Origin of the sequence: Pseudonocardia sp. DSM 110487 (assembly GCF_019468565.1) — a bacterium.
GTDB lineage: Bacteria > Actinomycetota > Actinomycetes > Mycobacteriales > Pseudonocardiaceae > Pseudonocardia.
This window is the reverse complement of the sequence record NZ_CP080521.1, coordinates 1703185-1729621: the sequence shown is the minus strand read 5'-3', so window position 1 is coordinate 1729621 and position 26437 is coordinate 1703185. Positions and strand designations below refer to the sequence as shown.

General features: G+C 72.6%; 26 protein-coding genes. 10 read left to right on the top strand and 16 right to left on the bottom strand.

Features of this window, described 5'->3' with window-relative positions; all coding sequences use genetic code 11:
• Positions 1-49: 49 nt before the first annotated feature.
• The 3 genes from murI to K1T35_RS07815 are packed head-to-tail and all read right to left on the bottom strand — an operon-like array spanning position 50 to position 2607.
• Entirely contained in the window at positions 50-877 is an 828-nt protein-coding gene (gene murI / locus K1T35_RS07825; protein WP_220259490.1) for a glutamate racemase, read from the bottom strand.
• A gap of 9 nt (positions 878-886) precedes the next feature.
• On the bottom strand, positions 887-1501 hold the full coding sequence (locus K1T35_RS07820) for a rhomboid family intramembrane serine protease (protein ID WP_220259489.1): 615 nt from the start codon (positions 1499-1501) through the stop codon (positions 887-889).
• 38 nt (positions 1502-1539) lie between these two features.
• Positions 1540-2607 carry an aldo/keto reductase gene (locus tag K1T35_RS07815; RefSeq protein WP_255621690.1) on the bottom strand — a complete coding sequence of 356 codons (1068 nt, stop codon included), beginning with the start codon at positions 2605-2607 and terminating at the stop codon, positions 1540-1542.
• A gap of 15 nt (positions 2608-2622) precedes the next feature.
• On the opposite strand from K1T35_RS07815, the gene K1T35_RS07810 reads away from it, so the two are divergent.
• Entirely contained in the window at positions 2623-3561 is a 939-nt protein-coding gene (locus K1T35_RS07810; RefSeq protein ID WP_220259488.1) for a helix-turn-helix domain-containing protein, read from the top strand.
• A 36-nt stretch (positions 3562-3597) separates the two neighbouring features.
• Here K1T35_RS07810 and K1T35_RS07805 read toward each other — a convergent pair whose 3' ends face one another.
• The 3 genes from K1T35_RS07805 to K1T35_RS07795 are packed head-to-tail and all read right to left on the bottom strand — an operon-like array spanning position 3598 to position 5370.
• Positions 3598-4548, bottom strand: a complete 951-nt coding sequence (locus K1T35_RS07805) for a PLP-dependent cysteine synthase family protein (protein WP_220259487.1) — start codon at positions 4546-4548, stop codon at positions 3598-3600.
• Between the two features lie 25 nt (positions 4549-4573).
• Positions 4574-4852 (bottom strand): MoaD/ThiS family protein, encoded by a 279-nt coding sequence (locus K1T35_RS07800; protein WP_142105045.1) that lies wholly within the window; start codon positions 4850-4852, stop codon positions 4574-4576.
• A 47-nt stretch (positions 4853-4899) separates the two neighbouring features.
• Entirely contained in the window at positions 4900-5370 is a 471-nt protein-coding gene (locus K1T35_RS07795; protein WP_370645325.1) for a Mov34/MPN/PAD-1 family protein, read from the bottom strand.
• A gap of 76 nt (positions 5371-5446) precedes the next feature.
• Between K1T35_RS07795 and K1T35_RS07790 the strand changes: the two genes are divergently transcribed.
• Positions 5447-5743 (top strand): SelT/SelW/SelH family protein, encoded by a 297-nt coding sequence (locus tag K1T35_RS07790; protein WP_220259485.1) that lies wholly within the window; start codon positions 5447-5449, stop codon positions 5741-5743.
• An 8-nt stretch (positions 5744-5751) separates the two neighbouring features.
• Here K1T35_RS07790 and K1T35_RS07785 read toward each other — a convergent pair whose 3' ends face one another.
• Together K1T35_RS07785 and clpS are read right to left on the bottom strand one after the other, a co-directional pair.
• Positions 5752-6306 (bottom strand): DUF2017 domain-containing protein, encoded by a 555-nt coding sequence (locus K1T35_RS07785; RefSeq protein ID WP_220259484.1) that lies wholly within the window; start codon positions 6304-6306, stop codon positions 5752-5754.
• 12 nt (positions 6307-6318) lie between these two features.
• Positions 6319-6615, bottom strand: a complete 297-nt coding sequence (clpS, locus tag K1T35_RS07780; protein WP_220262468.1) for an ATP-dependent Clp protease adapter ClpS — start codon at positions 6613-6615, stop codon at positions 6319-6321.
• Positions 6616-6672: 57 nt separating this feature from the next.
• Here clpS and K1T35_RS07775 point away from each other — a divergent pair, with 57 nt between their 5' ends.
• On the top strand, positions 6673-7974 hold the full coding sequence (locus K1T35_RS07775; protein ID WP_220259483.1) for a nicotinate phosphoribosyltransferase: 1302 nt from the start codon (positions 6673-6675) through the stop codon (positions 7972-7974).
• Positions 7971-8522 (top strand): nicotinamidase, encoded by a 552-nt coding sequence (locus K1T35_RS07770; RefSeq protein ID WP_304940860.1) that lies wholly within the window; start codon positions 7971-7973, stop codon positions 8520-8522. The genes K1T35_RS07775 and K1T35_RS07770 overlap by 4 nt, the downstream gene beginning before the upstream one ends.
• A gap of 80 nt (positions 8523-8602) precedes the next feature.
• Here K1T35_RS07770 and K1T35_RS07765 read toward each other — a convergent pair whose 3' ends face one another.
• Positions 8603-9475: a thioesterase family protein gene (locus tag K1T35_RS07765; protein ID WP_220259481.1), complete on the bottom strand. Its 873-nt coding sequence runs from the start codon at positions 9473-9475 to the stop codon at positions 8603-8605.
• 139 nt (positions 9476-9614) lie between these two features.
• On the opposite strand from K1T35_RS07765, the gene K1T35_RS07760 reads away from it, so the two are divergent.
• Positions 9615-11648: an ATP-dependent DNA helicase gene (locus K1T35_RS07760; RefSeq protein WP_370645324.1), complete on the top strand. Its 2034-nt coding sequence runs from the start codon at positions 9615-9617 to the stop codon at positions 11646-11648.
• Here K1T35_RS07760 and K1T35_RS07755 read toward each other — a convergent pair whose 3' ends face one another.
• Entirely contained in the window at positions 11649-12077 is a 429-nt protein-coding gene (locus K1T35_RS07755) for a MarR family winged helix-turn-helix transcriptional regulator (protein WP_220259480.1), read from the bottom strand. It abuts the gene before it with no gap.
• A 78-nt stretch (positions 12078-12155) separates the two neighbouring features.
• Between K1T35_RS07755 and K1T35_RS07750 the strand changes: the two genes are divergently transcribed.
• The gene (locus K1T35_RS07750) at positions 12156-13088 is read left to right on the top strand and encodes an SDR family NAD(P)-dependent oxidoreductase (protein ID WP_255621687.1); all 933 of its coding nucleotides are present in this window, start codon (positions 12156-12158) and stop codon (positions 13086-13088) included.
• A gap of 150 nt (positions 13089-13238) precedes the next feature.
• On the opposite strand, the gene K1T35_RS07745 is transcribed toward K1T35_RS07750, so the two are convergent.
• Genes K1T35_RS07745 through ctaD form a run of 5 tightly spaced genes read right to left on the bottom strand, consistent with a single transcriptional unit; the run spans position 13239 to position 19909 of the window.
• Complete coding sequence (locus K1T35_RS07745) at positions 13239-14213, bottom strand: iron-siderophore ABC transporter substrate-binding protein (RefSeq protein WP_220259479.1); 975 nt, start codon at positions 14211-14213, stop codon at positions 13239-13241.
• 42 nt (positions 14214-14255) lie between these two features.
• On the bottom strand, positions 14256-14987 hold the full coding sequence (locus K1T35_RS07740) for a peptidyl-tRNA hydrolase (RefSeq protein WP_370645323.1): 732 nt from the start codon (positions 14985-14987) through the stop codon (positions 14256-14258).
• A gap of 45 nt (positions 14988-15032) precedes the next feature.
• Complete coding sequence (locus K1T35_RS07735; protein ID WP_220259478.1) at positions 15033-16898, bottom strand: YecA family protein; 1866 nt, start codon at positions 16896-16898, stop codon at positions 15033-15035.
• Between the two features lie 16 nt (positions 16899-16914).
• Positions 16915-18153: a phosphoserine phosphatase SerB gene (gene serB, locus K1T35_RS07730; RefSeq protein ID WP_220259477.1), complete on the bottom strand. Its 1239-nt coding sequence runs from the start codon at positions 18151-18153 to the stop codon at positions 16915-16917.
• Positions 18154-18160: 7 nt separating this feature from the next.
• Entirely contained in the window at positions 18161-19909 is a 1749-nt protein-coding gene (gene ctaD / locus K1T35_RS07725) for a cytochrome c oxidase subunit I (RefSeq protein WP_220259476.1), read from the bottom strand.
• Positions 19910-20152: 243 nt separating this feature from the next.
• Here ctaD and K1T35_RS07720 point away from each other — a divergent pair, with 243 nt between their 5' ends.
• Positions 20153-20911, top strand: a complete 759-nt coding sequence (locus K1T35_RS07720) for an ABC transporter permease (protein ID WP_220259475.1) — start codon at positions 20153-20155, stop codon at positions 20909-20911.
• Here the strand turns inward: K1T35_RS07720 and K1T35_RS07715 are convergent.
• Positions 20895-21704 carry a PIG-L family deacetylase gene (locus tag K1T35_RS07715; protein WP_220259474.1) on the bottom strand — a complete coding sequence of 270 codons (810 nt, stop codon included), beginning with the start codon at positions 21702-21704 and terminating at the stop codon, positions 20895-20897. The two genes, K1T35_RS07720 and K1T35_RS07715, sit on opposite strands and share 17 nt — an antisense overlap.
• 205 nt (positions 21705-21909) lie before the next feature.
• Here K1T35_RS07715 and K1T35_RS07710 point away from each other — a divergent pair, with 205 nt between their 5' ends.
• From K1T35_RS07710 to K1T35_RS07700, 3 genes are all read left to right on the top strand, one after another.
• A complete protein-coding gene (locus K1T35_RS07710) occupies positions 21910-23574 on the top strand; it encodes a DUF4331 domain-containing protein (RefSeq protein WP_220259473.1) in 1665 nt (554 codons plus the stop codon).
• A 73-nt stretch (positions 23575-23647) separates the two neighbouring features.
• Positions 23648-24967 carry a tetratricopeptide repeat protein gene (locus tag K1T35_RS07705; protein WP_220259472.1) on the top strand — a complete coding sequence of 440 codons (1320 nt, stop codon included), beginning with the start codon at positions 23648-23650 and terminating at the stop codon, positions 24965-24967.
• Positions 24964-26415, top strand: a complete 1452-nt coding sequence (locus K1T35_RS07700; RefSeq protein ID WP_255621686.1) for a nickel/cobalt transporter — start codon at positions 24964-24966, stop codon at positions 26413-26415. The genes K1T35_RS07705 and K1T35_RS07700 overlap by 4 nt, the downstream gene beginning before the upstream one ends.
• The last annotated feature ends 22 nt before the right edge of the window (positions 26416-26437 follow it).

Genomic DNA, 26437 nt, shown 5'->3' with positions numbered 1-26437 from the left:
CGCGCTCTCCGTGCACGCGAGTCGCGCTCTCGGTGCGGGCGAGTCGGGGTCAGGCGGGACTCGGCTGCGGCGTCGGCAGGCCAGCCACCGACCCGATCTCCGGGCCGAGGAAACGGCGGCCGAGACGGCGGAACGGCTCGGGGTCGCCAGTGGCGAGGAAGCGGTGGGGTGCGGGCGGCGGGTCGGCCGGGTCGCGGGCGAGGTCGTGCTCCATGAGCACGCGCACGACGTCCTTGGCCGTCTCGTCCGCGCTAGAGACGAGCGTGACGTCGGGCCCGGCCACGATCTGCAGCACGCCTGCGAGCAGCGGGTAGTGGGTGCAGCCGAGCACGAGCGTGTCGACGCGCGCCCGCTGCAACGGCTCCAGGTAGCTCTGCGCGAGCCCGAGCACCTGCCGCCCGCTGGTCATGCCGCGCTCGACGAAGTCGACGAAGCGCGGGCACGCGACGGCCGTGACCTCCACGCGGGGAGCGGCGGCGAAGGCGTCCTGGTAGGCGCCCGATGCGATCGTCGCGCTGGTGCCGATCACCCCGATCCGCCCGCTGCGGGTGGTGGCGACGGCCCGCCGCACCGCGGGGCGCAGCACCTCGACGACCGGCACCGGGTAGCGCTCCCGGATGTCGGGCAGACACGCGGCCGTGGCGGTGTTGCAGGCGACGACCAGCGCCTTGACGCCCTGCTCCATGAGCGCGTCGCCGACGGCGAGCGCGTGCCGGCGGACGTCGGCGATCCGCAGCGGCCCGTACGGCCCGTGTGCGGTGTCCCCGACGTACACGACCTGTTCCGCAGGCAGCTGGTCGATCACCGCCCTGGCCACGGTGAGACCCCCGACGCCGGAGTCGAAGATGCCGATCGGGGCGTCGGGACCGGGGGGCACGCGGGGAGTCTAGGCGGGCAGTGCCGAGCGCCGGTCCGCGCGGGCGGCGAGCCGGGCCGCCAGCAGCCCGGCGAGCGCCCCGAACAGGTGGGCCTGCCACGAGATGCCTGGCTGCCCGGGCAGCACGCCGAACAGGATCCCGCCCCAGACGAAGAACAGCCCGACCGCCATGAGGATCTGCAGGCCGCTGCGGGCGAAGAAGCCGCGCGTGAGCAGGAAGACCAGCCAGCCGAAGATCACCCCGGACGCCCCGATGTGGTAGCCGGAGCCGCCCGTGAGCCACACGCCGAGCCCGCCGAGCACCCAGATCGTGGCGGTGACCACCAGGAACTGCCGGAACCCGCCTGCCATGGCCAGGAACCCGAACACCAGGAACGGCACCGTGTTGCTCATCAGGTGGGCCCAGTTGCCGTGCAGAAGGGGTGCGAACAGCACACCGTCGAGCCCGTCGACCTGGAGCGGCTCGATGCCGTAGGTCCGATCGAGCGCCCCGCCACTGACGACGTCGAAGGCCTCGACGACGTACAGCCCGGCCGTGAACAGGAGCATGAACAGCGCCGAGCTCACCGGGTTGCGGGGCAGCACGCGGGCGGTCCGGCGAGGGGCAGGCGCAGGGGCGACCATGCCATCGAGGCTACGCATCTCGGCGGCCCGATGGGTGATCATGTTCGTACGCGGTGATTGTCCAAGCGGTCGTAGTGGCCCGATGTCGAGTACGAGCGCACCATGTCGGTGGCAAGGAAGTCGTGCGGGAACCCCAGCGACGGCGCGGTGGCCGCGTCGAGGACGTCGAGCTGTTCCGGTTCGAGGCGCAGGTCGAGGAAGCCCAGGTTCTCGCGGATCTGCTCCGGGCGCCTTCCGCCGAGGATCGGGATCACCCCACGCTGCCGCAACCACGCGAGCGCGACGTGGGCGGGCGGCCGGTCGATCTTGGCCGCGACCTCGAGGACGGCGTTCGCCGCGACATCGGGCCGCTCGCCGCCGGGAGCCTCGAGGCTGGTGAACGCTTCGTCGGCGAGGCGGTGGGTCCCCACCGCAGGCTCGGTACCCACGTACTTGCCGGTCAGGCGGCCGCCGGCGAGCGGCGACCAGGCCGTCACGCCGAGGTCGAGCGCCTCGGCCATCGGCACGAGGTCCCGCTCCGGTGTGCGCTGCGCGAGGCTGTACTCGACCTGGATCGCGATCGGCGGGGTCCAGCCGCGCGCGTCCGCCATCGCCGCGGCGTGAGAGACCACCCACGCCGGGGTGTCGGAGAAGCCGAAGTAGAGGATCTTCCCGGCCGCCACGAGCTGGTTCGCGCCCCGCAGCACCTCGTCGACGGGGGTCGTCTCGTCCCAGGTGTGCAGCCACAGCAGGTCGATGTGGTCGGTCCGCAGTGCCCGCAGGCTCCCGTCGACCGACTCGCGCATCGACTTCAGCGAGTTGCCGCTGCGGGAGATGTCGAAGGTGTTGGACGAGGTGTACTTGGTCGCCAGGACGAAGTGGTCGCGATCGGAGGCCAGCAGGTCCCCCAGCACGCGCTCGGACGAGTGCTGCTCGCCGCCGGGGTTGTCGCCGTAGATGTTCGCCGTGTCGACGAACGTGCCGCCCGCCTCGGCGAACGCTTCGAAGATCGCACGGCTCGTCTCGATGTCCGCGCCCCACGTGAGACCGCGGTCGGAGAAGGTCATGGCGCCCAACGCCACGTCGGACACCCGCAGGCCACTGCGGCCGAGAAGTCGGTATCGCACGTCTTCGACACTGGCATGATCGGAGAGGACGTCCCTGCCATCCAGCGGGAGTTCCTTGCCATGCCGAGCGCGGCCCTGTTCCTCCGCGAGGCCGGCACCGGGGAGACGGTGCGCCTCGCTCCCGACGACACGATCAGCCTCAGCAGCGAGCACACCGGCTGGGAGGGCATCGCGGTGGAGCGCCAGCGGCTGCCCGGGTGCGCCGCCGACGGGTACATGCCGTGGCACCTGCTGAGCGTCCAGATCACGCCGCCGGAGCGCTACGAGGACGCCGAGCTGGGGCCGGTGTCGCTGCGCGCGGGGGACGTGATCATCCGGCCGGCCGGGGTCGTCACGAAGGCGATGTGGGAGGGCATCCCGGACGTCGTGAACGTGGCGATCGACCCGGCCGTGCTCGCCCGCGTGGCCGCCGAGCTGCCGGGCGGTGACCCGGTCACGCTCGACCGCAGCTGGTTCGGGCCCGACCCGCACGCCCGCCACCTCGCCATGGCGCTGCAGGACGAGCTCGCGCAGCCGCACGCCGGCCGCGCCGGCACGCTGCTCGCCGACTCGGTGCGCACCGCGCTCGCGGCGCACCTGCTCGCCCGCCACGGCCGCCCGATCCGCGTCCCGCGACGCAGGCTGCTCTCGGAACAGGACCTCGCGCGGGTGCGTCAGCGCGTGGACGCCGACCTGGCAGGCGATCTGCGGCTCGCCGACTTGGCCGCGGTCGTCGCGCTCAGCCCGTTCCACTTCAGTCGCCTGTTCACGGCGACGACCGGCCGCACGCCGCACCAGTTCGTGCTGCACCGGCGGATCGAGCGGGCCAAGGAGCTGCTCCGCAGGCCCGGTGTCACGGTGCGCCAGGTGGCCCGGCGAACGGGGTTCGCCGACGCGGGCCACCTGGCGCGGCACTTCCGGCGGCAGGTGGGCACCACCCCGGCCCGCTACGCGGCCGCGGTGCGCAGACCCTGACGCTCGGCGAACACCGGCGTGCCGAACTGATCGCCGTCAGGCCCAGAGGTGGCCCTCGATGCCCTCGGCCGCGTCGTCCAGCTCGCCCGCGTAGGCGCCGGTGGACAGGTACTTCCAGCCGGCGTCCGCAACGATCATGACGATGTCGGCGGTCTCCCCCGCCCCCGCGGCCTTCTCCGCGACGGCGAGCGCGGCGTGCAGGATGCCGCCGCTGGAGATGCCGGCGAAGATGCCCTCCTGCTCCACGAGCTGGCGGGTGCGGCGCAGGGCGTCGCGGCTGCCAACGGAGTAGCGGGCGGTGAGCACCTCGGGGTCGTACAGCTCGGGGACGAAGCCCTCGTCGAGGTTGCGCAGGCCGTAGACCAGCTCGCCGTAGCGCGGCTCCGCCGCCACGATCTGGATGTCCGGCTTGTGCTCGCGCAGGTAGCGGCCGGTGCCCACCAGCGTGCCGGTGGTGCCGAGCCCGGCGACGAAGTGGGTGACGGTCGGCAGGTCGCGCAGGATCTCCGGGCCGGTGGTGCGGTAGTGCGCCTCGACGTTGGCCGGGTTGCCGTACTGGTAGAGCATGACCCAGTCCGGGTGCTCCGCGGCCAGCTCCTTCGCCATCGCGACGGCCTGGTTGGAGCCGCCCGCCGCGGGCGAGGAGATGATCTGCGCGCCGTACATCTCCAGTAGCTGCCGACGCTCGAGAGACGTGTTCTCCGGCATCACGCAGATCAGCCGGTAGCCCTTGAGCTTGCAGGCCATCGCGAGCGAGATGCCGGTGTTGCCGGACGTCGGCTCCAGCACCGTGCAGCCGGGCTGCAGCAGCCCGTCCGCCTCGGCCTTCTCGATCATCGCGAGGGCCGGGCGGTCCTTGATGGAGCCGGTGGGGTTGCGGTCCTCCAGCTTGGCCCACAGCCGCACGTGGGGTGCGGGCGAGAGCGACGGCAGTCCTACCAGCGGGGTGTCGCCGACCGCATGCAGCAGGGAGTCGTACCGGGCCATGACGCCTCCTGGGGTCGCGCTGGGCTCAGCGCATGCCACCCGCGACGGCGGGAAGGATGGTCACGGTGGAGTTCTCCCCCACCGGTGCCTCGAGCCCGCCGGCGAAGCGCACGTCCTCGTCGTCGACGTAGATGTTCACGAAGCGGTGCAGGTTTCCGTTGTTCACCAGGCGCTTGGCGATGCCGCTGTGGCGGGAATCGAGGTCGTCGATCACCTCGGCGACGGTGCTCCCCTTCGCCTCGACGGCCTTCTCGCCGCCGGTGTGGGTGCGCAGGATGGTCGGAATGGACACGGTGACGGCCATGCGGATGCTCCAGGGTGGTTCGGTCGTGGTCGGGACGCGGACGGACGTCAGGCGTGGTCCGGGACGTCGTCAGCACCCGTGTGCGAGAACATGTAACTCTCCACGACCTCGACGTCTTCCTCGGTGACCACGCCATCCACGATCCGGAACGACCGGAACTCATGGCCGGTCTTGTTGGTCACAGCGGGCTCGCGCGTCGACACGAGCACGTAATGCGCGTAGGGCTCGGAGGCGTAGGAGATGTCGGTGCGCGACGGGTAGGCCTCCGTGGCCGTGTGCGAGTGGTAGATCACCACGGGCACCTCGTCCCGGGAGTCCATGTCGCGGTAGAGCCGCAGCAGGTCGCCCGAGTCGAACTCGTAGAACGTGGGCGAGCGGGCGGCGTTCAGCATCGGGATGAACCGCTCCGGACGGTCGGATCCCTCGGGGCCGGCAATGACACCGCACGCCTCGTCGGGGTGGTCCCGGCGGGCGTGGGCCACGATCTCGTCCACGAGATCGCGTCGGATCACCAGCACGCCGTCCAGCCTACGTTCCGAATACGGCCGAACGCACATCACCGGGCGCGGCTCACATCTCTGCAAGACTCGCAGGATGCCCGCCCCGCGCCTGGAGATCACCTACTGCACGCAGTGCCGCTGGCTGCTCCGCGCCGGATGGACGGCCCAGGAGCTGCTCACGACGTTCCCAGCCGACCTCGGCGAGGTCGCGCTGGTGCCCGGCACCGGCGGCGTGTTCCAGGTGCGGCTCGATGACGACATGCTGTGGGACCGCGCCGCCGAAGGCGGCTTCCCCGAGCTCGCCCGGCTCAAGCAGCTCGTGCGCGACCGGGTGGCGCCCGACCGCGGCCTCGGCCACTCCGACCGGCGGGATCTCCCGCAGGTCGAGTAGCGCCGGCGTCAGCCGCGGAACTGCATTCGCGCCTGTACCAGCGAGTCCTGCACGTAGGTGAGCCAGTGGTAGACGCCGAGGTGCGCGGCCCGCGGGTCGTCGACGGGGAGGTCCTCGGGCATGTCCTCGCTGACGTCGAGCGCGGTGCCCAGCGCGAGCCGCACGTCGTTGAGGGCGGCGAGCCAGGCGTCGGCCTGCTCGGTGGTGAGCTCCACGCGGCCCCCGTCGTCGGGGAGGGTGTCGAGCACCAGCGCCGCCGCGGCGTCCTTCGCCTCGATCAGCTCGGGCTCGTGCAGCGAGCGCATGCCGGCGGACAGGTCGGGGTCGTCGGTGGAGAAGTCGGGGAGCAGCCGGGCGAGCACCCGGTCGTCGGGGCGGGTCGACGGGCCGGTGCGCATCCCCGTGAGCACCGCGAGCTCGTCGGCGGGGTTGTCGGCGGAGCGCCCGGCGAGCATCTGCCGGACCTCGTCGACCAGCCCGCGCAGGACGGCGGCCTCCTGGGGGTCGAACGTGCCCGCGAGCCGCGCCTTGCCGCCGCGGCCTGCCTTCTTCCAGCCGTTCATTGCTTCAGCCGTTCATTGTTTCTGCATGGTGGCCCAGAGACCGGCGGCGTGCAGCTTCGCGACGTCCGCCTCGATCTTGTCCTTGTCCCCCGACGACACCGCCGCCTTGCCCTTGTGGTGCACGTCGAGCATCAGGGCGGTGGCCTTGGGCTCGGGATAGCCGAAGAGCTTCTGGAACACGTATGTGACGTAGGACATCAGGTTGACGGGATCGTTCCAGACGATCGCCTGCCAGGGGACGTCGGCCGTTGTGTTCTCAGCGAGGTCCGGCTCCACCTGGCGCGTGGGTGCGGGTAGCGGCGCGGCCATGGTCTCCATGGTGACACCTCCCCCATTCGGCGCGCACGGCACATAGGCTCTCGATCCATGACTGGCAGTCCGTCGTCGGCCGGGGTGTCCACCGCCCTGTTCACCGACCGTTACGAGCTGACCATGGCGGCCGCAGCGCTCGCCGACGGCACCGCGAACCGGCACTGTGTGTTCGAGGTGTTCGCGCGCAGGCTGCCCGAGGGACGCCGCTACGGCGTGGTCGCGGGCACCGGCCGCCTGCTGGAGTCGATCGAGCGGTTCCGGTTCGGCGAGGAGGAGCTCGCGATGCTGGAGGGCGTTGTCGACGACGACACACTGTCCTGGCTGGGCGACTACCGCTTCTCCGGCGACATCGACGGCTATCCGGAGGGCGAGCTGTACTTCCCCGGGTCACCGATCCTCACCGTCACCGGCACGTTCGCCGACGCGGTGCTGCTCGAGACGCTCGTGCTGTCCATCCTCAACCACGACAGCGCCGTCGCGTCGGCCGCCGCCCGGATGGTCACCGCCGCCGCGGGCCGGCCGATCATCGAGATGGGCTCGCGGCGCACCCACGAGGCCGCCGCCGTGGCGTCCGCACGGGCCACCTACCTCGCCGGGTTCACCACCACATCCAACCTGGAGGCCCAGCGCAGGCACGGCATCCCCACCGCGGGCACCGCCGCGCACGCGTGGGTGCTGCTGCACGACGACGAGCTGACGGCGTTCACCAACCAGGTGAAGGCGCTCGGGCCGGACACCACGCTGCTCGTGGACACCTACGACATCCGCCGCGGGGTCGAGCGGGCGGTGGAGGCGGCGGGCACCGGGCTCGGCGCGATCCGGATCGACTCGGGCGACCTCGGCGAGCTCGCCCGCCAGGCGCGCGACCAGCTCGACGCGCTGGGCGCCACCGGCACGAAGATCGTGCTGTCCGGCGACCTCGACGAGTACGCGATCGCCTCGCTGCGCGCCGAACCCGTCGACTCGTACGGCGTCGGCACCTCGGTCGTCACCGGCTCGGGCGCGCCGACCGCCGGGATGGTCTACAAGCTGGTCGAGGTCGACGGCAGGCCGGTCGCCAAGCGCAGCGAGTCGAAGGAGTCGCACGGCGGCCGCAAGTCGGCCGTGCGCCGGTACAAGCCGACGGGAACCGCGATCGAGGAGGTCGTGCACATGGCCACCGCGCCGCCGGGGATCGGGCCGCACGACCGGGTCGTCCCGATCCCGCTGGTCCGGGGTGGCGAGCAGGTGCCGGGTCTGCCCACCCTCGAGGAGTCCCGCGAGCACCTGCGCGCCGCGCTGGTGTCCGTACCGTGGGAGGGCCTCAAGCTCTCCCGCGGCGAGCCCGCCCTGCCCACCGTGTTCGAGGGGATCTGATGCGTGCCCTGATCGTCGTCGATGTGCAGAACGACTTCTGCGAAGGCGGTTCACTGGCCGTCGACGGGGGTGCCGCGGTCGCGGCGGCGATCTCCGGCCACCTGCGCACCGCCGCATACGACCACGTGGTCGCCACCCGCGACCACCACGTCGACCCCGGCGCACACTTCTCCGCCACCCCCGACTTCGTCGACAGCTGGCCACCGCACTGCCGGGCGGGAACTCCGGGTGCGTCGTTCCACCCGGAGCTGGACGTGGCCCCGATCGAGGCCGTGTTCAGCAAGGGTGAGCACGCCGCCGCCTACTCCGGGTTCGAGGGAGCCGAGCCCGGAGGCAGCGGTCTGGCCGACTGGCTGCGCTCCCGCGGCGTCGACAGCGTGGAGGTGGTCGGGATCGCCACCGACCACTGCGTGCGCGCCACCGCCCTCGACGCCGCGAAGGCGGGCTTCGAGACGAAGGTGCTCCTCGACCTGTGCGCAGGCGTATCCCGGGAGACGACGGACCGGGCCCTGAAGGAGATGCAGGCGGCGGGCGTCCAGCTGACATGAGCGAACTTCACACACCCAGTGCCCGCTTCACACAGGGCGGGCCCTGTGTGAAGCGGGCACACGGTCTGTGAAGTGACGCCTTAGACCTTTCGCATCCGGAACGGTTCCAGTAGGGCGCTCAGGTCGCCTACCACGCCGTTCTCGTCCAGCACGCGGTGGGTGCCTACCGCGTCCGCGAGGCCGATGCAGCGGGGGCCGTCGAACAGGCCGCATGCGTAGCGGGCCGTGGTGTCGTCGAGCTCCACCACGCCGACCCGCAGCTGGTAGATGCCCGGGTAGTGCACCTCGTCGAGGTACTGCACCGACAGGGTGCTCGGCGCGAGGCCGTCCAGCGGGCCGCCGGTGGGGTAGCCGAGCACGTCGAGGTGCAGCTCGGCGAGGCCGTCGAGGTACCAGCCCGCGAGCCGGACGTTGTTCACGTGCCGGTTGGTGTCGAGGTCGCCGAAGCGGGTGCGCACGTCGAGCCGGAACGGGTAGGCCTCGCGCACCCGCCGGGCCGGATCGGGCTCGGGGCGCTCGACGCGCGGGCCCTCGACCCGCAGCTCCTCGAGCGCAGCCCGGACGGACGCGGGCAGCGGGGCCGGGCGGCCGTCCGAGGAGTGCACGCTGACCGACTCGCCGGTGGCCACGCATTCGTCGTCGGCGAAGACGCCGTAGGAGTACGCGAAGGACGAGGTGCCGACGTGCGTCACGCCGAGGCCGATGCGGTAGCTGCCGGTGACGCGCAGGGGAGCGAGCACGTCGACGCGCACGGAAGCGAGCAGCAGGCGCATGCGGCCGGTCAGGTCGGCGCCGAACCGGGTGCGCTCCACGGCGACGCGGGCGTCCTCGAACCACCGCACGAGCGCGTCCCTGCCGATGCGACGGCTCGGGTCCAGGTCGCTGTAGCGGGCGTCGTGCTCGAGCAGCACGGGGTAGGACGTCGGGGGGAGCAGAACTTGCGTGGATGTCACCCCGCCCATGATGGCGCCGCGACTCCGGCCGCGGGTTACGCGAAGTTGTTCATCACGTGTGAACCGCGCAACGATGGCGGCCGGGGTGGATTGCGACGTTCCGGCCCGGGGCGTCGGGGGCTCCCGGTAGCCTCGCCGCGTGCCTACCGCAACAAAAAAGCCTGGGACGGAACTGCCAGGAGTTGCGGAGCTGCTCGAAGCAGCCGTCACCGCCGTCGGAGGCACGCGCCGCGAGGGGCAGGACGCGATGGCGCAGGCCGTCCGCAAGGCCCTCGTCACCGGCGAACACGTGGCCGTGCAGGCAGGCACGGGCACCGGCAAGTCGCTCGCCTACCTGGTGCCCGCCATCCACCACGCCGTCGGCAAGGGCGCGACGGTCGTCGTCTCCACGGCCACGATCGCGCTGCAGCGCCAGCTGGTCGACCGCGATCTCCCCCGCCTCGCGAAGGCCCTCAAGCCGCTGCTGGGCCGCGCGCCGACGTTCGCGATCCTCAAGGGCAGGCGCAACTACCTGTGCCTCAACAAGCTGAACGGCGGCGACGACACCGACCCCGGCGACGAGCTGTTCGACCCGTTCGCGATCTCCGCGATGGGCAGGGCGGTGAAGCGGATCCACGAGTGGGCCGACACCACCGAGATGGGCGACCGCGACGAGCTCGTGCCCGGCGTGCAGGACTCGGTGTGGCGCCAGGTGTCGGTCACCGCGCGCGAGTGCCTCGGGGTGGCGAAGTGCCCGGTCGGCGAGGACTGCTTCGCGGAGAAGGCCCGCGGGGTGGCCGGGCAGGCCGACATCGTCGTCACCAACCACGCCCTGCTCGCGATCGATGCGCTCGAGGGGCGGCCGGTGCTGCCCGAGCACGACGTCGTGGTCGTCGACGAGGCGCACGAGCTGGTCGACCGCGTCACCGGGGTGGCAACGGCCGAGCTCACCGCGGGGATGATCGCGGCCACCGCTCGGCGGCTCGGCAAGCTCGTCGACCAGGCGATCGCCGATCGGCTCGCCGAGGCGGGCGAGGGCCTCGGGCTCGTGCTGGACGACCTGCCGCCCGGGCGCTGGGAATCGCTGCCCGTTGCCGCGGCGGGTGCGCTCTCCGCCGTCCGCGACGCCGCGGCCTCCTGCAAGCAGTCGCTCGGCTCCGACCGCAGGGAGGACCCGGAGGCCGCGGCCGGCCGCAAGATCGCCATGGCGTCCCTCGACGAGGTGGCCGACACCGCCGTACGGCTGATCGGGGCGTTCGACGAGGCCGACCCGGCCAAGCGGCACGACGTCATCTGGCTGGCCGAGCAGGGCCCGGACGCCTCCCGCCACAAGTCGCTGCACGCGGCGCCGCTGTGGGTGGGCGGGCTGCTGCGGGAGCGGCTCTTCGGCCGCTCCACCGTGGTGTTGACCTCCGCCACGCTCGCGCTCGGCGGCAATTTCGACGCGCTGGCCCGGCAGTGGGGGCTGCCGCCGGAGAAGGCGGCAGCGGAGAAGACCGACGACCCCGTGCCCGACCCGGACGCCCCGAAGTGGTCCGGCCTCGACGTCGGCTCGCCGTTCGCCCACGCCAAGAGCGGCATCCTCTACGTCGCCAAGCGGCTCCCCCCGCCCGGCCGCGACGGCCTGCCGCCGTCGTACCTCGACGAGATCGCCGGGCTCGTCGAGGCCGCGGGCGGGCGCACGCTCGGGCTGTTCTCCTCGATGCGGGCCGCGAAGCAGGCCGCCGAGGCGATGCGCGGCCGGCTCGACACACCCGTGCTGTGCCAGGGCGAGGACTCCACCATGCAGCTGGTGGAAAAGTTCGCCGCCGACGAGGCCACGTCGCTGTTCGGCACGCTCTCACTGTGGCAGGGCGTCGACGTGCCGGGCCCTTCGCTGTCGTGCGTGATCATCGACCGCATCCCGTTCCCGCGGCCAGACGACCCGCTCGTCGCGGCCCGGCAGCGCGCCACCGACGCCCGCGGCGGCAACGGGTTCCTGTCGGTCTCGGCCACTCACGCGGCGCTGCTGCTCGCACAGGGCGCGGGGCGCCTGCTGCGCGGGATGGAAGATCGCGGCGTCGTCGCGATCCTCGACTCCCGCCTTGCCACCGCCCGCTACGGCGGCTTCCTGCGGGCGAGCCTGCCCCCGTTCTGGGCCACCGACGACCGGGAGAAGGTGCACGGCGCCCTGCGTCGACTGCGGGGCGTCTGATCAGCCCTTCCGGGCCGCCATGGCCGCCGAGAGCAGCGACTGGAGCTGCCGCTGCTGCTCCCCGTCGAGTGCCGCGAGCGGTGAGCGGAGCTGCACGAGCTCGAGGAGTCTGCGGCGCGTGGCCACACCCTCGGGGGTGAGCACGAGCGTCCGGACGCGCCCGTCGGCGGGGTGCGGGCGGCGCTCGGCGAGACCCTTCTTCTCGAGCTGGTCGCTGAGCAGGGTGACGTTCGACGGATCGCAGCGCAGCTGTTCGGCGACCTGCCGCAGCGGCACCGGCTCGGCGTCGGGGTCGAGCACCCAGACGAGATGGGCGACCGACTCGCTCAGTCCGAGCTCGCGCACGGCCCCCTTCAGTTCCTGCACGATCGCCATGGCCACCGCCATCACCTGTTCGACGAGTGCTGGAGCGGACCGGGGACCGGACATGATCAGACCTTAACCGCTTGACAATCTCTTTGAGTAGCTCAAGCATACCCTTGAGCTACTCAAGGATGGGGGATCCCTGTGGGCACATGGGACCTGAGCGACGTCCCCGATCAGCAGGGCCGGCGCGTCGTCGTCACCGGAGCCGGCAGCGGGCTCGGCCTCGTCGTCGCCCGCGAGCTCGCGAAGCGCGGAGCGCGGGTGGTCATGGCGGCGCGCGACGTCGCCAAGGCCGGCCGGCACCGCGCGGGCCTGCTGGCCGAGCACCCGGCGGCCACCGTCGACGTCCTGCCGCTCGACCTGCTCGAACCCGCGTCGATCCGGGCCTTCGCCGCCGCCGTCACGGCCGAGCCGGTCGACGCGCTGCTCAACGTGGCCGGGATCGGGGGCACTCCCCTGCGCTACAACGCGCGGGGGTGGGAGAGCCAGTTCGCGACCAACCACCTCGGGCACTTTGCGCTCACCACGCTCCTGCTCGACGCGCTCAGCCGCGGGTGGGAGCCGCGCGTGGTCACGGTCGCCTCCGCGATGTACCGGTACGGGAAGCTCGACCTGGACCGGGACGACCACCTGACCGGCGGACGGCGGTACTCCCCCATGCGCGCCTACGCGCGCTCGAAGCTCGCCAACATGCTGTTCGGGCTGGAGCTCGACCGCAGGCTGCGCTCCACCTGCTCCCCGGTGCGCAGCGTGCTCGCCCACCCCGGAATGGCCTGCACACCGATGAACACCGACCGCTGCCACACGCTGCTCGACCGCCTCGTCGCGCCGCTCACGTCCGCCGTGGCCCGCGCCCCAGAGGACGCCGCACTGCCGATCCTGTACGCGGCCACCGTGCCGGAGCTCGAGGGCGGCACGTTCGTCGGACCGCGCACCGAGTTCCGCGGCCCGATGCGCGTCACCCGCCTCCCGGTGCGCCCGCCCGCGAGCGACGTCGACCTCGCCGAACGCCTGTGGGCGATGTCCGAGGAGCTCACCGGCACCCGCTCGGCCGTCCTCTCGGGGGCGGGCTAGGAGGGTCCTGAACAGCTCAGGCCGTAGCGAGCGGCGTCCAGGTGGTGTCCTCGCAAGGCGGACGATCGCGCCGATACCGCTGTTGTATCGGGGCGATCGTCCAACGCGGCGAGGGCGCCGCCTGGGCGCCGCGCAGTAGGCCTGAGTTGTTCAGGGCGCTCCTAGGGACGCCGCCACGCGCTCCAGCACCGCTCGCTGCTGCTCCAGCTGCCACGGCACGTTGAGCAGGGTGGGGTTGTTGCCTGCGGTCGCGCCGAAGACATCGGACTCGAACACCCGGCCGTCGCGCACCGCGGGCAGCGCGTGGAACAGCGGGCTCGCGGCGAGCTGCGTGCGCAACTGGTCCGAGGCGTAGCCGAGCCGTACGAGGTCGGCGTCGATCAGGCCCATCTGCTCCGCGCCGACGGACCGGTTCACGACGTCGGCGACGATCCGCGGGGACATCACCATGCCGAGCTGCCCGAGCAGCTTCGCGGTGTGCCCCTCGGGGTTCGTGTCGACGGTGAACTGGCCGGCGTCGTGGTAGAAGACCGAGCTGAACGTCTTCCCGGACAGGCCGGGGAGCTCGGCCGCCAGCGCGGCCACCGACCCGTCGACCTCGCGGATCCGCTGCTCGACCTCGGCCTCCTTGCCGACCGCCCGGCCGATCACACGCGCGGTGTCCTGCCAGGTGGCCTCCCCCCAGCCCGTCCGGTACCCGACGGTCGGGGCGATCGCGCTCAGGCCCTCGTACACGCTGTCGAGCTCGTAGTGGTTGGTGGCGAGGATGAGGTCAGGGGCCAGCGCTGCCACCTTCTCCAGGTCGAGCCCGTCCGGGCCGCCCAGCGCGACGACCCTCGGATCGACGTGCCCCTCCTGCCACGGCTGGAGGGCACCCGGGGCGTAGTAGTTCTCGGTGCGCCCCACCACTGCCACACCCACCTGGCTGAGCACGTCCTCCTCGAAGGACAGCGCGACGATCCGGGTGGGCGGTGCGGTGATCGTGGTGGTGCCGAGCGCGTGCTCGATGGTGACCGGGAAGCCCTCGACCGGCGCCGGTTCCGCCACCGAAGCGGAGCTCGACGGCGCCGAGCACCCGGCGATCACGAGCAGCACCGCCACCAGCGCGGCAATCCTGAACCTCACCTCTGCACACCCCTCGTCGGAGAAAGTGCGGTGAGCCTAACCTCAGGTCGCCGTGGCGATGCAGGTGATCGTGCCGGGCGCCACCTCGGTGAAGCCCGCGTCCCGAACGGCGACCGCCTCACCGCGGCCGACCGCGGCGCACAGCCGCTCCCACCGTCCCGCGTCGGCGTTCCGCGCCGCGAACGGTGGCACTTCCGTGAGGTCGTTGGCCGCGGCGTACAGCATCGAGGCGTGCCCCACCTGCGCGGCCGCTTTGCCGACGGTCAGGTTCAGGCCTGCGTTCACCCAGATGACGGGAGCGCCCGTCGGGGGCGGGCCCGGCTCGTCGGGTTCGAGCTCGGTGCCGCCGATCTGCAGCCGGGACACGACGCGGGGCACGTCGTCCACCGGGCCGGGTAACAGCGCCCGCGCCTGCGCGCCGTCCACCTCCCACGTCACGCCCGGGAGCTCCTGCACGGCCGCCCAGTGGGCGCCGCGGGCCCTGCGGGCGATCTTGCGGATCTGCGTGCCCACCCAGACCGCGACGGTGTCGTGCCACTCGCCTCCCGGCCGCGAGCGCGGGTCGAGGCACACCGCGAGCGCCGCGGCGGCCGCTGCCTCGAGTACCGGCGTGCGGGCGGCCGGTGGACGCTCCAGACGCAGGACGACCGGCATCGCGCGCACGACGCCGTCCGACACCGGAGCTCCTCTCCCGGCGTAGCGGGCCGCGAGCGGCGCGAGCACACTGACGGCCGGTCGGTCGGCGAGCCCGGTCCCGGACAGTTCCTCGGTCACGCCCAGGACAAACGCATCCGCCCCTGCCCTGCTTCCGCAGGGCCCTCAGAGATCTCCGAGCTGGGCCAGCAGGTCGCGCTCGGTGCCCCGCGGCACCGCGACCGCCGCGACGAGCAGGTGCCCCGACCCCGAGCCGTCCGGCAGCGCCCTGGCGAGGACGAGCTCGCCCATGCCCGGGCTCACCCCGGTGGTGGGCCGGGCGTCGACCCGGCCGTCGCCGCGGAGGTCCCGCAGCGTCACGCCCTCGCCGAACTGGACCCGCTCCACCTCGTACAGGCCGGGCACCACGGTCGCCCACGACGTCGCCAGCTCGGCCTCGTCGGCCGGGAGCAGGGGCCCGCGCTCGGCGAGGAACGTCTCGCCCCAGCCGCCCTCGTCGAGCGCCGCGTCCACGACCTCGGGCGCATCCCAGTCGACGTCGAGCGTGTCGGCCCACCAGGCCAGCTCGGCGGTGGCGGCGCCCCCGCGGCGCTCCAGGAACGTCACCGCCTTGCGGTAGAGCCAGCCGGCCCGCGCCGGAAGCTCGGCAAGGGCGGGCCTGCCGAGGTGGCACTGCTTGTACTTGCGGCCCGATCCGCACCAGCACGGGTCGTTGCGGCCGGGTTCCGGACCCGCCGGGGCGGCGAAGGGACGGACGGCGGCGAGATCCGGGTCGTCGGCGGGCACCTCGATCGCCGTCCACCGGGCGGCAGCGGCCGCGGCGTCGCCGCGGTCCGACTCGTACCAGGCCAACCGGTCCTCCACGAGCGGCCAGCCCGGCGCCGCGACGGCCGCGGCCCGCAGGTGCGACTCGGCGTCCAGCACCCGGCCGTCCCGCTCCGCGGCGACCGCGGCGACCCACCGCGCCACGGCCTCCCGCGGGGACCGACCGGCGACGGCGACCAGCCGGTCGGCGAGCGCGACGGTGGACCGCAGCCGCTCCCCGTCGTCGTCGGGTTCGCGCAGCAGCTCGTCGACAACGGATTCGAGGACGTCCGGGTCCTCCATGAGGCCGAGCGCCTCCCGCAACGCCGCCGGGTCGTGCGCGTCGGTGAGCAGCTCGTACGCCCGGAGCGCGGCCTCCCCCTGCTCCTCGGTCTCCACCCCGGTGACCAGCCGCATCGCTTGGTCGACGATCTCGGCCTCCGTCCACACCGACTCGTCGTGGGCGAACTCGTCGCCCCGGCGCAGCAGGCCCGCAGCGGCGGCCAGCTCGGTGAGCGGCGGGCGGGGTTCGGCGAAGGCGGCGCGGTCGCTGTGCAGCAGGCCGAGGACGAGCAGCTCCGCCTGCACCGGGAGGCGGGATTCCTCCAGCTCTGCCTCGTACACCGCCCTCAGCGCCGCCACGAGCTCCGCCGGCTCGCCCGGCTCCTCGTCCAGCACCGACAGCGTCACGGCACCGTCCTGTGTGGCCCGCACCGCGAGCAGCGCACCGGCGGTCAGCCCGGCCAGCCAGCCGGGCGGCCCGCCCCACCGGACAGGCTCGACCGCGCCGGGCTCGTCCACGTGCAGTGGTCCGGCGTCGACGTACGGGTCGGGGCAGCGCAGGAACGCGGCGAGGTCGGTGTCGAGGTCGAGGTGCTCGTCGGCCAGCTCGTCGGCGGAGACCCGGTGGGTGAGCACGGCGTCGTTGGTCAGCGCGGGCGCGTGCACCACGACGTCCGGGACGAGCATCGTGACGGGCCCGGCCGGGTCGTCCAGGACATCGCCCTCGACCTCGTCGACGAGCAGCTCGGTGGCGGGATCCGCCAGGTCGAGCCCGGCCCGGGCGGCGAGGAGCGGCATCAGCACGTCGTGGCCGACCGCCACCTGTTCCCGCACCACCTCGCGGTAGGCGTTCCAGACCGCCTCGTACCGCGCTTCCGCGGTGCTCTCGGCGGGCGGTTCGGGCGCGCCACGACCGACCAGGAGCCGCTGCCTCGACCGGGCCACGGTCAGCACCCGCCGGTCATGCGATCGGCACCCGCCGTAGGAGGCCCTCGGCGGCGTCGGCGCGCTCGACCTCGTCCCGCGTGATGCCGAGGACGAACAGGACGACGTCGAGGTACGGGTGCGACAGCGCGGTGTCGGCCACCTCGCGCAGCGCGGGCTTGGCGTTGAAGGCCACGCCGAGCCCCGCGGTGGACAGCATGTCGATGTCGTTGGCGCCATCGCCGACGGCCACGCACTGCTCGAGGGGCACGCCGAAGCTGTCGGCGAACCGGCGCAGCGCCACCGCCTTGCCCGGCCGGTCCACGATCTCGCCGACGACCTTGCCGGTGAGCCGCCCATCGACGATCTCCAGCTCGTTGGCGGCGCAGAAGTCCAGCCCCAGCTCGTCCACGAGGCCCTTGATCACGCGCGTGAACCCGCCGGAGACAACCCCGCACCGGAAACCGAGCCGCTTCAGCGTGCGGATCGTGGTGCGGGCGCCCGGGGTGAGCTCCAGCCGGGCGGCCACCTCGTCGAGCACGGACTCGGGCAGGCCGGCCAGCACCGCCACGCGGCGGCGCAGCGACTCGGCGAAGTCCAGCTCGCCGCGCATCGCCGCCTCGGTGACGGCCCTGACCTCGGCCTCGGCGCCCGCGTGCGCCGCGAGCATCTCGATGACCTCGCCCTGCACGAGCGTCGAATCGACGTCGAAAACGATCAACCGCTTGCTGCGCCGGGCGAGCCCGGCCCGCTCGACGGCGACGTCGACGCCCGCGGTGCGGGCCACCTCGACGAGCCGCGCGCGCAGCGTGCCGGGCGGGTAGTTCTCGCTGCCGCCGCCCGGCTCGGGGGAGACCATCAGCTCCAGCCCGGTGACCGGGTAGTCGGCGACCCGGCGGATCGAGTCGATGTTGGCACCGACATCGGCGAGCGCGGCCGCGACCGACCCGAACGCCCTGGCCGTGATCGGCCGGCCGAGCACCACGACGACGTGCGTGGAGTGCCGCCGGACGGCCGGGTCGTCGCGCACCTCGAGCGTGGTGTGCACCTGCATGGCGATGCTCGCCATGGCCTGCTCGACAGCCTCCTGCAGGCCCTCGGGGTCGCGGTGGGCAACCACGACCACCCCGAGGGTGAGCCTGCCCCTGATCACGACCTGCTCGACGTCGACGAGGTCCACGCCGTGCCGGGTGAGCGCCGCGAACAAGACGGAGCTCACGCCGGGCCGGTCCGGGCCCGTGACCGTGATGAGGACGCTGGTGCCCGTGGCTGTCATGGACTTGTCAGCGTGACTTCGGATCGTCGCTGGGCAGGGCGTGCTTGGCGACCGCCGCCGTGGCGAGCTCGCCCGGATCGGCGTGGCCGATGTGGGCCTCGGCGCGGAAGCGCTCCACCAGGTGCGGGTAGTGCAGCTCGAACGCAGGGCGCTCCGACCGGATCCGCGGCAGCTCGGTGAAGTTGTGCCGCGGCGGCGGGCAGGACGTCGCCCACTCCAGGGAGTTGCCGAAGCCCCACGGGTCGTCGACCGTGACCACGCGGCCGTAGCGGTAGCTGCGGAAGACGTTCCAGAGGAACGGCAGCGTGGACGCGCCCAGCACGAAGGCGCCGATCGAGGAGATCGCGTTCAGCACGCCGAAGCCGTCGATCGGCAGGTAGTCCGCGTAGCGGCGGGGGAAGCCCTCGTTGCCGAGCCAGTGCTGCACGAGGAACGTCAGGTGGAAGCCGACGAACGTGAGCCAGAAGTGGACCTTGCCGAGGGTCTCGTCGAGGAACCGGCCGGTCATCTTCGGGAACCAGAAGTAGATGCCGGCGTAGGTGGCGAACACGATCGTGCCGAACAGCACGTAGTGGAAGTGCGCCACCACGAAGTAGGTGTCGGACACGTGGAAGTCGAGCGGCGGCGAGGCAAGCAGGATGCCGGTCAGCCCGCCGAACAGGAACGTGGCCAGGAAGCCGATGCTGAACATCATCGGCGTCTCGAACGTCAGCCGGCCCTTCCACATGGTTCCGATCCAGTTCACGAACTTGACGCCCGTGGGGATCGCGATCAGGAAGGTGGTGAAGGAGAAGAACGCCAGCAGCACGGCGCCGGTGGCGTACATGTGGTGCGCCCACACGGCCACCGACAGCGCGGCGATCGCGATCGTCGCGTAGATCAGCGTCTTGTAGCCGAACACCGGCTTGCGGCTGAACACCGGGAAGATCTCACTGACGATCCCGAAGAACGGCAGCGCCACGATGTAGACCTCGGGGTGGCCGAAGAACCAGAACAGGTGCTGCCAGAGGATCACGCCGCCGTTGGCGGGGTCGAACACGTGGGCGCCGAAGTGGCGGTCGGCCAGCAGGCCCAGCAGCGCGGCGGTCAGCACCGGGAACGCGATGAGGATCAGGATCGCCGTCACCAGGATGTTCCAGGTGAAGATCGGCATCCGGAACATCGTCATGCCCGGCGCGCGCATGCAGACGATCGTGGTGATGAAGTTGACGCCACCGAGGATCGTGCCGAGACCGGAGACGACGAGGCCGACGATCCACAGGTCGGCGCCGGCACCGGGCGAGCGGATGGCGTCCGACAGCGGGGTGTAGGCGAACCAGCCGAAGTCGGCGGCCCCACCCGGCGTCAGGAACCCGGACAGCACGGTGAGCCCGCCGAACAGGAACAGCCAGTAGGAGAAGGCGTTGAGCCGCGGGAACGCGACGTCGGGCGCCCCGATCTGCAGCGGCACGATGTAGTTCGCGAACCCGAACAGGATCGGTGTCGCGTACAGCAGCAGCATGATCGTGCCGTGCATCGTGAACAGCTGGTTGTACTGCTCCGTCGACAGGAACTGCAGGCCCGGCACCGCGAGCTCGCCACGGATCAGCAACGCCATCGCGCCGCCTGCGAGGAAGAACCCGAACGACGTGACCAGGTACAGGATCGCGATGTCCTTGGGGTCCGTCGTCCGCAGCATCTTCAGGAAGGTCGAGCCCTTGGGCGACTGTCGCGCCGGGTACTCCGGCGCGATCGGCTTGGGGGCGACGGCGGTCACTGGTCCTCCTGGAACTGCCGGCTGCGCGATCGGCGGGCCTGTTGACCCAGCCCAGGATGTTAGCTCTACCCGCCGTCGAAGGCGGCGTCCGGGTGGCAGGCCCCACGTCCATGCGACACGCGGTGCACGCACGGACACGCGACGCACTGAGCGAGCTTGCGAGCGAATCATGGACACAGCGCCTTGGGCGAACGCCCGCGACGAGCGCCAGCGAGGAGCTGGTTGAGCCGCGATGATCCCCGCATGGGGACGACGACGGTGGTCATCGGGCCGGGGCTGGCCGTGGCCGGTGTGCTCGCGGTGGTCGTGGCGGCTGCCCTCGCGGCGGTGACGCACCTCGGCACCGGCCGGCCGACCCTCATCGCCGGCGCGCGGGCCGTTCTCCAGCTCGGCGCGGTCTCGCTGCTGATCGGCGCGATCGTCGGCTCGGTGCTGTTCAGCGCGGTGTTCGTGCTGGTGATGGTGGCCGTCGCGGCATGGACGTCGGCACGCCGCATCACGCCGCACCGCAGCGGCTGGTGGGCCGTGCTGCCGATCGCGGTGGCCCCGCTCCCGGTCACGGCGCTGCTGGTGCTCTCCGGTGTCGTGCCGCCGGTCGGGGTCGCCGTGATCCCGATGGCAGGCATCCTCATCGGGGGCACGATGACGGCCACGTCGCTCGCCGGCCGCCGCACCCTCGACGAGCTCCAGACCCGCCGGGGCGAAGTGGAGGCCGCCCTCTCACTCGGGTTCCTGCCCCGCGACGCCGCCTTGGAGATCGCCCGGCCGAGCGCGGGCCATGCGCTGGTGCCCGCGCTCGACCAGACCCGCACGGTCGGGCTCGTCACCCTCCCCGGCGCGTTCGTCGGCATGCTGCTGGGCGGCGCCACCCCCGTGCAGGCGGGCGCAGTGCAGGTTTTGGTGCTGGTGCTCCTGCTGGCCGTCGAGACGGTGGCGGTGGCGCTGATGCTCGAGCTGGTGTGCCGCGGGCTCGTGCGCCGCCCGCTCACGGCAGGGACGTGAACAGCTCCTCGAACAGCTCCGGCGCCGCCGCCGGGCTTGGCATCGGGTCGACGATGTAGAACTCCGTGCCCATCCCCAGCGCGAAGACCGGATCGGGCATCGCGAGCAAGAAGTGCTCGGGCGACATCTGGCTCGCGTGGGCGCGCATGGAGGCGCGCTTCTGCTCGACGAAGTCGATTGCCTCGACCCGGTGGGTGATCTCCGCTTCCGGCTTGCCGAACGTCGGCTCCTCCAAGTTCGGCCCCTGCCAGCCCTCCGGCAGCTGGCCGGACTCGGCCATCCCGCGCATGCCGCGGACCATCCAGTCGCGGTTGATCGTGTGCTGGGCCACCACCGGGACCGCCGACAGCTCGGCCGCACGCTTGCCGACCCGGTGTACCTGGATGTGGTCCGGGTGGCCGTAGCCGCCGTTGTCGTCGTAGGTGGTGAGGACGTCCGGCTCCTCCTCGTCGAGGATCACCGCGAGGCGGCGGGCCGCGTGCTCGACGTCGGCCTGCCAGAAGCAGAACGGAGCGGCATTGCTCGGCTCGCCCATCATCCCGGAGTCGGTGTAGCCGAGGAACTCCACGCGCTTGGCCCCGATCGCCGCGGCCGACGCGTAGCACTCCGCGGATCGGCGCATGGACAGCTGCTCCCCCGGCGCCAGAACGCCCGGGACGGGCTCGCCGAGCTCACCGCGGGTGCCGAAGACCAGGACGACGCGGTGACCTGCGGCGGCCGCCCTGGCGAGGGTGCCGGCGGACGCGATCGACTCGTCGTCGGGGTGCGCATGGAAGGAGACGATGGTTCCCACGAAGCCACCCTACGCAGCGTTTCTGGATCACCTCGTCCTGACTGCGGCGAACCGCGCGCGGGGGGTCGTGCGAAGGCATGGGCAGACCGGCACGACCCGGACCCGCACGGCGCGGGCCGGCGGCCGGCCGTGTGGTCTCGCCCATCCGACAACCGGGACGACGTGTCGTGCCCGGTCGTCCCGTGCTGCCCATGGAGGGAAGCGCATGTCCCGTCCATCCCGACCACGAGGTCACGGACCAGCTGCGTTCGCAGCAACCGGCGCGGTGGTGCTCGCCGCGCTACTGGCCGGCGTCGGCGCAGGTCCGGCGACCGCCTCGAGCCACCGCGAGGCGCCCCTGATCGCCGCGGACCCTGCCGTGGACAACACGGACGTCTACGCGTTCGTCAGCCCCGACAAGCCGGACACCGTGACGTTCGTCGCCGACTGGTTCGGCCTTCAGGAACCGAACGGCGGCCCCACTTTCTACCCGTGGGCCACCGACGCGAACTACGACATCAACATCGACACCGACGGCAACGCCAAGCCCGACGTCGGTTACCGGCTCACGTTCCGCACGGAAGACCGGCGGGGGAACGACACGTTCCTCTACAACAACGGCCCGGTGACCAGCCTGGATGACGAGAACCTGCTGTTCCGCCAGTACTACACGCTCTCGGTGAGCAAGGGCGGCGGCTGGACGAAGCTGCTCGAGGGCCAGGTCGCGCCGTCGCAGCTCGGTGCCGCGTCGATCCCGGACTACGCGACGCTGCGCGACCAGGCGATCAAGGACGTTCCGGGCGGCGGCCAGGTCTACGTGGGCTCCGCCGAGGACCCGTTCTTCGCCGACCTGCGCGTGTTCGACCTGCTCTACGGGGGTGACCTGTCCGAGGTCGGCCAGGACACCCTCGCCGGCACCAACGTCAACACCTGGGCGCTGCAGGTGCCCCTGTCGGAGGTCACGGCCGGGGGCGACCCACAGCGCAACCCGGTGATCGGCGTCTGGAGCGACACGGAGCGCCGCTCGCTGCAGCTCTCCCCGGGCACGGCCACCGCGGTGGGTGAGCCGGTGCAGGTGTCCCGGCTGGGCAACCCGCTGGTCAACGAGGTCGTGCTGCCTGCGGGGCTGAAGGACGCGTTCAACGGGCTGGCCCCGGCGAAGGACGCGACCATCCCCGACGTCGTGAAGTGGGTGACCGATCCGGAGCTCGCGAGGCTCCTCGAAGGCATCTACGGGGTGCCGGCACCCGCGACGCCGCGCAACGACCTGGTCGAGATCTTCCTGACCGGGATCGCCAAGAACGCGCCGACGCTCGACGGGACGCAGGCCCCGATCCAGGCGGATCTGAACAGCCACGTCCTCAACGCCGACACCGACCCGAAGCAGTTCCAGCCGTCGGAGATGCTGCGGCTCAACACGTCGATCGCGCCTGCGTCCGACCCGAACCGGCTGGGTGTCCTCGGCGGGGACCTGCAGGGCTTCCCGAACGGGCGTCGGCTCACCGACGACGTCATCGACATCGAAGTGCAGGCGGTAGCGGGCGCGGCGCAGGCCGGAAAGCTGGTCGACGCCCTGGCGGCGGGCGACGGGGTGGACGCCAACGACGTCACGTTCCTCGACGAGTTCCCCTACGTCGCGCTGCCGGGCAACGAGACCCGTGCCGTCGCGGCCGGTGCGCAGCCGTCGGCGACCGGGTCGTCCGACACGGGCGGCGGGGCCGCGAGCGTTCCGGCGGAGAGCGACTCCTGGATCGGCAACGCGGCGTTCAGCTCGCCCATGATGCCGATCGCGCTGGGCGCCGGGATCGGCGGCGCGCTGCTCGCCTCCGTTGTGCTGCTCGCCGTGCGGCGGCGCGGCCGGTCCGCCCGCCCACCGGCGCCGCCCCGCTGATCGGCCGGGGGCGGCCCGGACCGACCGGGCCGCCCCCGCGCCCCCACCTCCCCGCCCACGGACAGGACTTCGCATGCCGACTTCCACCCTGCCCGCGCCCCGAGCGATGTGGCGCCGGGTCCTCCCGGTCACCGCCCTCGTGATCGCTGGCCTGTTCGTCGTCGGCCTGGCGTTCCAGCCGGCCGCCCCACGAGCAGCGACCCCACAGCCCGTCGGCGATCGGCTCACCGCCACGATCGAGCAGCTGCGCGACCGCCTGCGCCGGGTGCCCGACGACCCGATGACATGGGCCAACCTCGGCGCCGCGTATGTCGAGCAGGCAAGGGCGCTCGCCAACCCGGCCTACTACCCGCAGGCGCAGGGCGCACTCGACCGTTCCGTGCAGCTGCAACCCGACGAGAACGCCGCCGCGCTCGTCGGTCTCGGCGCGCTCGCGAACGCCCGGCACGACTTCGCCGCCGCCCGCCGCTACGGCGAGGACGCCGTGGCGCTCAACCCGGCGAGCGCCGAGGCGTACGGCGTGCTCGCGGACGCCACGACCCAGCTCGGCGACACCACCGCCGCAACGGACGCGGTGCAGCGCATGCTCGACATGCGCCCCGGCGTCGCGTCGTTCACCCGGGCGTCCTACGAGCTGGAGCTGCACGGCCGCACGGACGATGCCCGGGCGGCCATGCAACGCGCCCTCGCGGCCGCGACCGGCCGCGACGAGCTCGCGTTCTGCCACTACCACCTCGGCGAGCTGGCCTGGGGTGGCGGCGACCTCGACGAGGCGGAGGCGCAGTACGCCCGCGGGCTCGCCGCCGTGCCCGGCGACCCGGCGCTGCTCCAGGGCAGGGCGAAGGTGCTCGCCGCACGCGGGCGCACCGACGAGGCCAACGAGGGCTACCGCCTGCTGACCGAGCGGGTGCCGCTGCCGCAGTACCTGCTGGAGTACGGCGAGCTGCTGGAGTCGACCGGGCGGGCCGACGAGGCGCGGGCCCAGTACCGGCTGATCATCGATCAGCAGCGGCTCTACGCCGCACAGGGCTCCTCCGACGACCTCACGGCATCGCAGGTGGCGGCCGACCACGGCGACCCGGCGGAAGCGGTCCGTCTCGCACAGGCGGAGTGGGACCGGCGCCACAGCGTGTTCACCGCCGACGCGCTGGCATGGGCGCTGCACCGGGCCGGCCGCCACGCGGAGGCCCTCCCGTACGCCGAGCAGGCCGCGCAGCTCGGCCGGCGCGACGCCATGACCACCTTCCACCGCGGCATGATCCTGGCCGCGCTGGGCCGGACCGGCGAGGCGATCGCCACCCTCGAGGACGCGGTGCACACCAACCCGCACTTCTCGCCGCTGCACGCGCCGGTGGCGCGGCAGACCCTCGACGCGCTCGGGGGGAAGCGATGAACCGTTGGTGGTGGAGGGCGGCTGTCGTGATCGGCTGCATGGTCGCGCTTGCGGTGCCCGCCGGGGTTGCCACGGCGCACCCGCTGGGCAACGTCACGATCAACCACTATGACGCGCTGCGCCTCTACCCGGACCGGGTCGAACTGTCCGCGGTGGTCGACCACGCCGAGATCCCGACCCTGCAGCTGGCGCCCGTGCTGGACGGCGACGCCGACGGCGCCGTCTCCCCCGCTGAGGCGCAGAGCGGCGCCGACGCCGAGTGCGCCGCCCTCTCGACGGCGGTGTCCCTCACGGTCGACGGGTCCGCGGCAGTCTGGTCCGTGCTGCGCGCCACGCTGACCATGCCTGAAGGCGAGGCCGGCCTCGCCACCACCCGCGTCGAGTGCGAGCTGCGCGCGGATGCGGCGCTGGACGGGGAGGCGGACGTCCGGTTCGCTGACTCCTACCTCTCCGATCGCGCCGGGTGGCGGGAGATCACCGCGACCGGTGCGGGGGTCCACCTGGCCGACTCGACGGTGCCGGCCGAGAGCGTGAGCGAGCAGTTGCGGACCTATCCGGTCGACCTGCTCGCCGACCCCCTCGACGTCCGCGCGGCATCGCTGCTGGTGGAGCCGGGAACCGGTGGCGGTGGCACCGCAGGCCCGCCGGTGTTCGCCCCGCTCGACCGGCTACTCGGCCAGCTCACCGGGTGGTTCACGAGTCTCATCGGCGTCGCCGAGCTGACCGGTGGCGTCGGCCTCCTGGCGGTTGCGCTCGCGCTGGTGCTCGGTGCGTCGCACGCGCTGCTGCCCGGCCACGGCAAGACGGTGATGGCCGCCTACCTGGCGGGTCGTCGCGGAACGCGGGGGGACGCACTGCTGGTCGGCGCCACCGTCACCGCGACCCACACCGCCGGTGTGCTGGTGCTCGGCGTCCTGGTCAGCGTCTCGACCACGTTCGCTCCCGACGGTGTGTTGCGCGGCCTGGCGGTGGGCAGCGGCCTGCTCGTGGCCGGGGTCGGGGTGGGCCTGATGCGCTCGGCGGTCCGGCGGGACGCTGCCGTGCCGGTCGGCCACGGCCATGGACACGGGCATGGACACGGGCACGGGCACGGGCACGGCCATCCGGCGCCCCGTTTCGGGCGTGCCGCGCTGGTCGGCCTCGGTGTGGCGGGCGGGCTGGTGCCGAGCCCCACGGCGCTGCTGGTCCTGCTCGGCGCGATCGGGCTCGGCCGGAGCTGGTTCGGCATCGTCCTCGTGCTCTGCTACGGGCTCGGGATGGCGGCCACTCTCACCGCGGCCGGGCTGCTGCTCGTGGGCCTGCGAGACCGGATGGAGCGGGTCCGGTTGTCCGATGGTCTGCGACGGCGGGCCGGGCGGCTCGCTGCCGGTGCACCCGTGCTGACGGCCGCGCTCGTCCTCGTGGTCGGTGTCGGTATCGCCGTTCGGGGCTTGGCAGGAGCTCTCTGAGTCCTATGGTTCACCTCACACG

Excerpts from the sequence above, each read along its gene's own strand:
- K1T35_RS07755 (WP_220259480.1), bottom strand. The coding sequence starts at position 12,077 with ATGTCCGGTCCCCGGTCCGCTCCAGCACTCGTCGAACAGGTGATGGCG.
- K1T35_RS07820 (WP_220259489.1), bottom strand. The coding sequence starts at position 1,501 with ATGGTCGCCCCTGCGCCTGCCCCTCGCCGGACCGCCCGCGTGCTGCCC.
- K1T35_RS07775 (WP_220259483.1), top strand. The coding sequence starts at position 6,673 with ATGACTGGCAGTCCGTCGTCGGCCGGGGTGTCCACCGCCCTGTTCACC.
- K1T35_RS07710 (WP_220259473.1), top strand. The coding sequence starts at position 21,910 with ATGTCCCGTCCATCCCGACCACGAGGTCACGGACCAGCTGCGTTCGCA.
- clpS (WP_220262468.1), bottom strand. The coding sequence starts at position 6,615 with ATGGCCGCGCCGCTACCCGCACCCACGCGCCAGGTGGAGCCGGACCTC.
- serB (WP_220259477.1), bottom strand. The coding sequence starts at position 18,153 with ATGACAGCCACGGGCACCAGCGTCCTCATCACGGTCACGGGCCCGGAC.
- K1T35_RS07810 (WP_220259488.1), top strand. The coding sequence starts at position 2,623 with ATGATCGGAGAGGACGTCCCTGCCATCCAGCGGGAGTTCCTTGCCATG.
- K1T35_RS07790 (WP_220259485.1), top strand. The coding sequence starts at position 5,447 with ATGCCCGCCCCGCGCCTGGAGATCACCTACTGCACGCAGTGCCGCTGG.
- K1T35_RS07700 (WP_255621686.1), top strand. The coding sequence starts at position 24,964 with ATGAACCGTTGGTGGTGGAGGGCGGCTGTCGTGATCGGCTGCATGGTC.
- K1T35_RS07705 (WP_220259472.1), top strand. The coding sequence starts at position 23,648 with ATGCCGACTTCCACCCTGCCCGCGCCCCGAGCGATGTGGCGCCGGGTC.
- K1T35_RS07785 (WP_220259484.1), bottom strand. The coding sequence starts at position 6,306 with ATGAACGGCTGGAAGAAGGCAGGCCGCGGCGGCAAGGCGCGGCTCGCG.
- K1T35_RS07800 (WP_142105045.1), bottom strand. The coding sequence starts at position 4,852 with ATGGCCGTCACCGTGTCCATTCCGACCATCCTGCGCACCCACACCGGC.
- K1T35_RS07805 (WP_220259487.1), bottom strand. The coding sequence starts at position 4,548 with ATGGCCCGGTACGACTCCCTGCTGCATGCGGTCGGCGACACCCCGCTG.
- K1T35_RS07720 (WP_220259475.1), top strand. The coding sequence starts at position 20,153 with ATGGGGACGACGACGGTGGTCATCGGGCCGGGGCTGGCCGTGGCCGGT.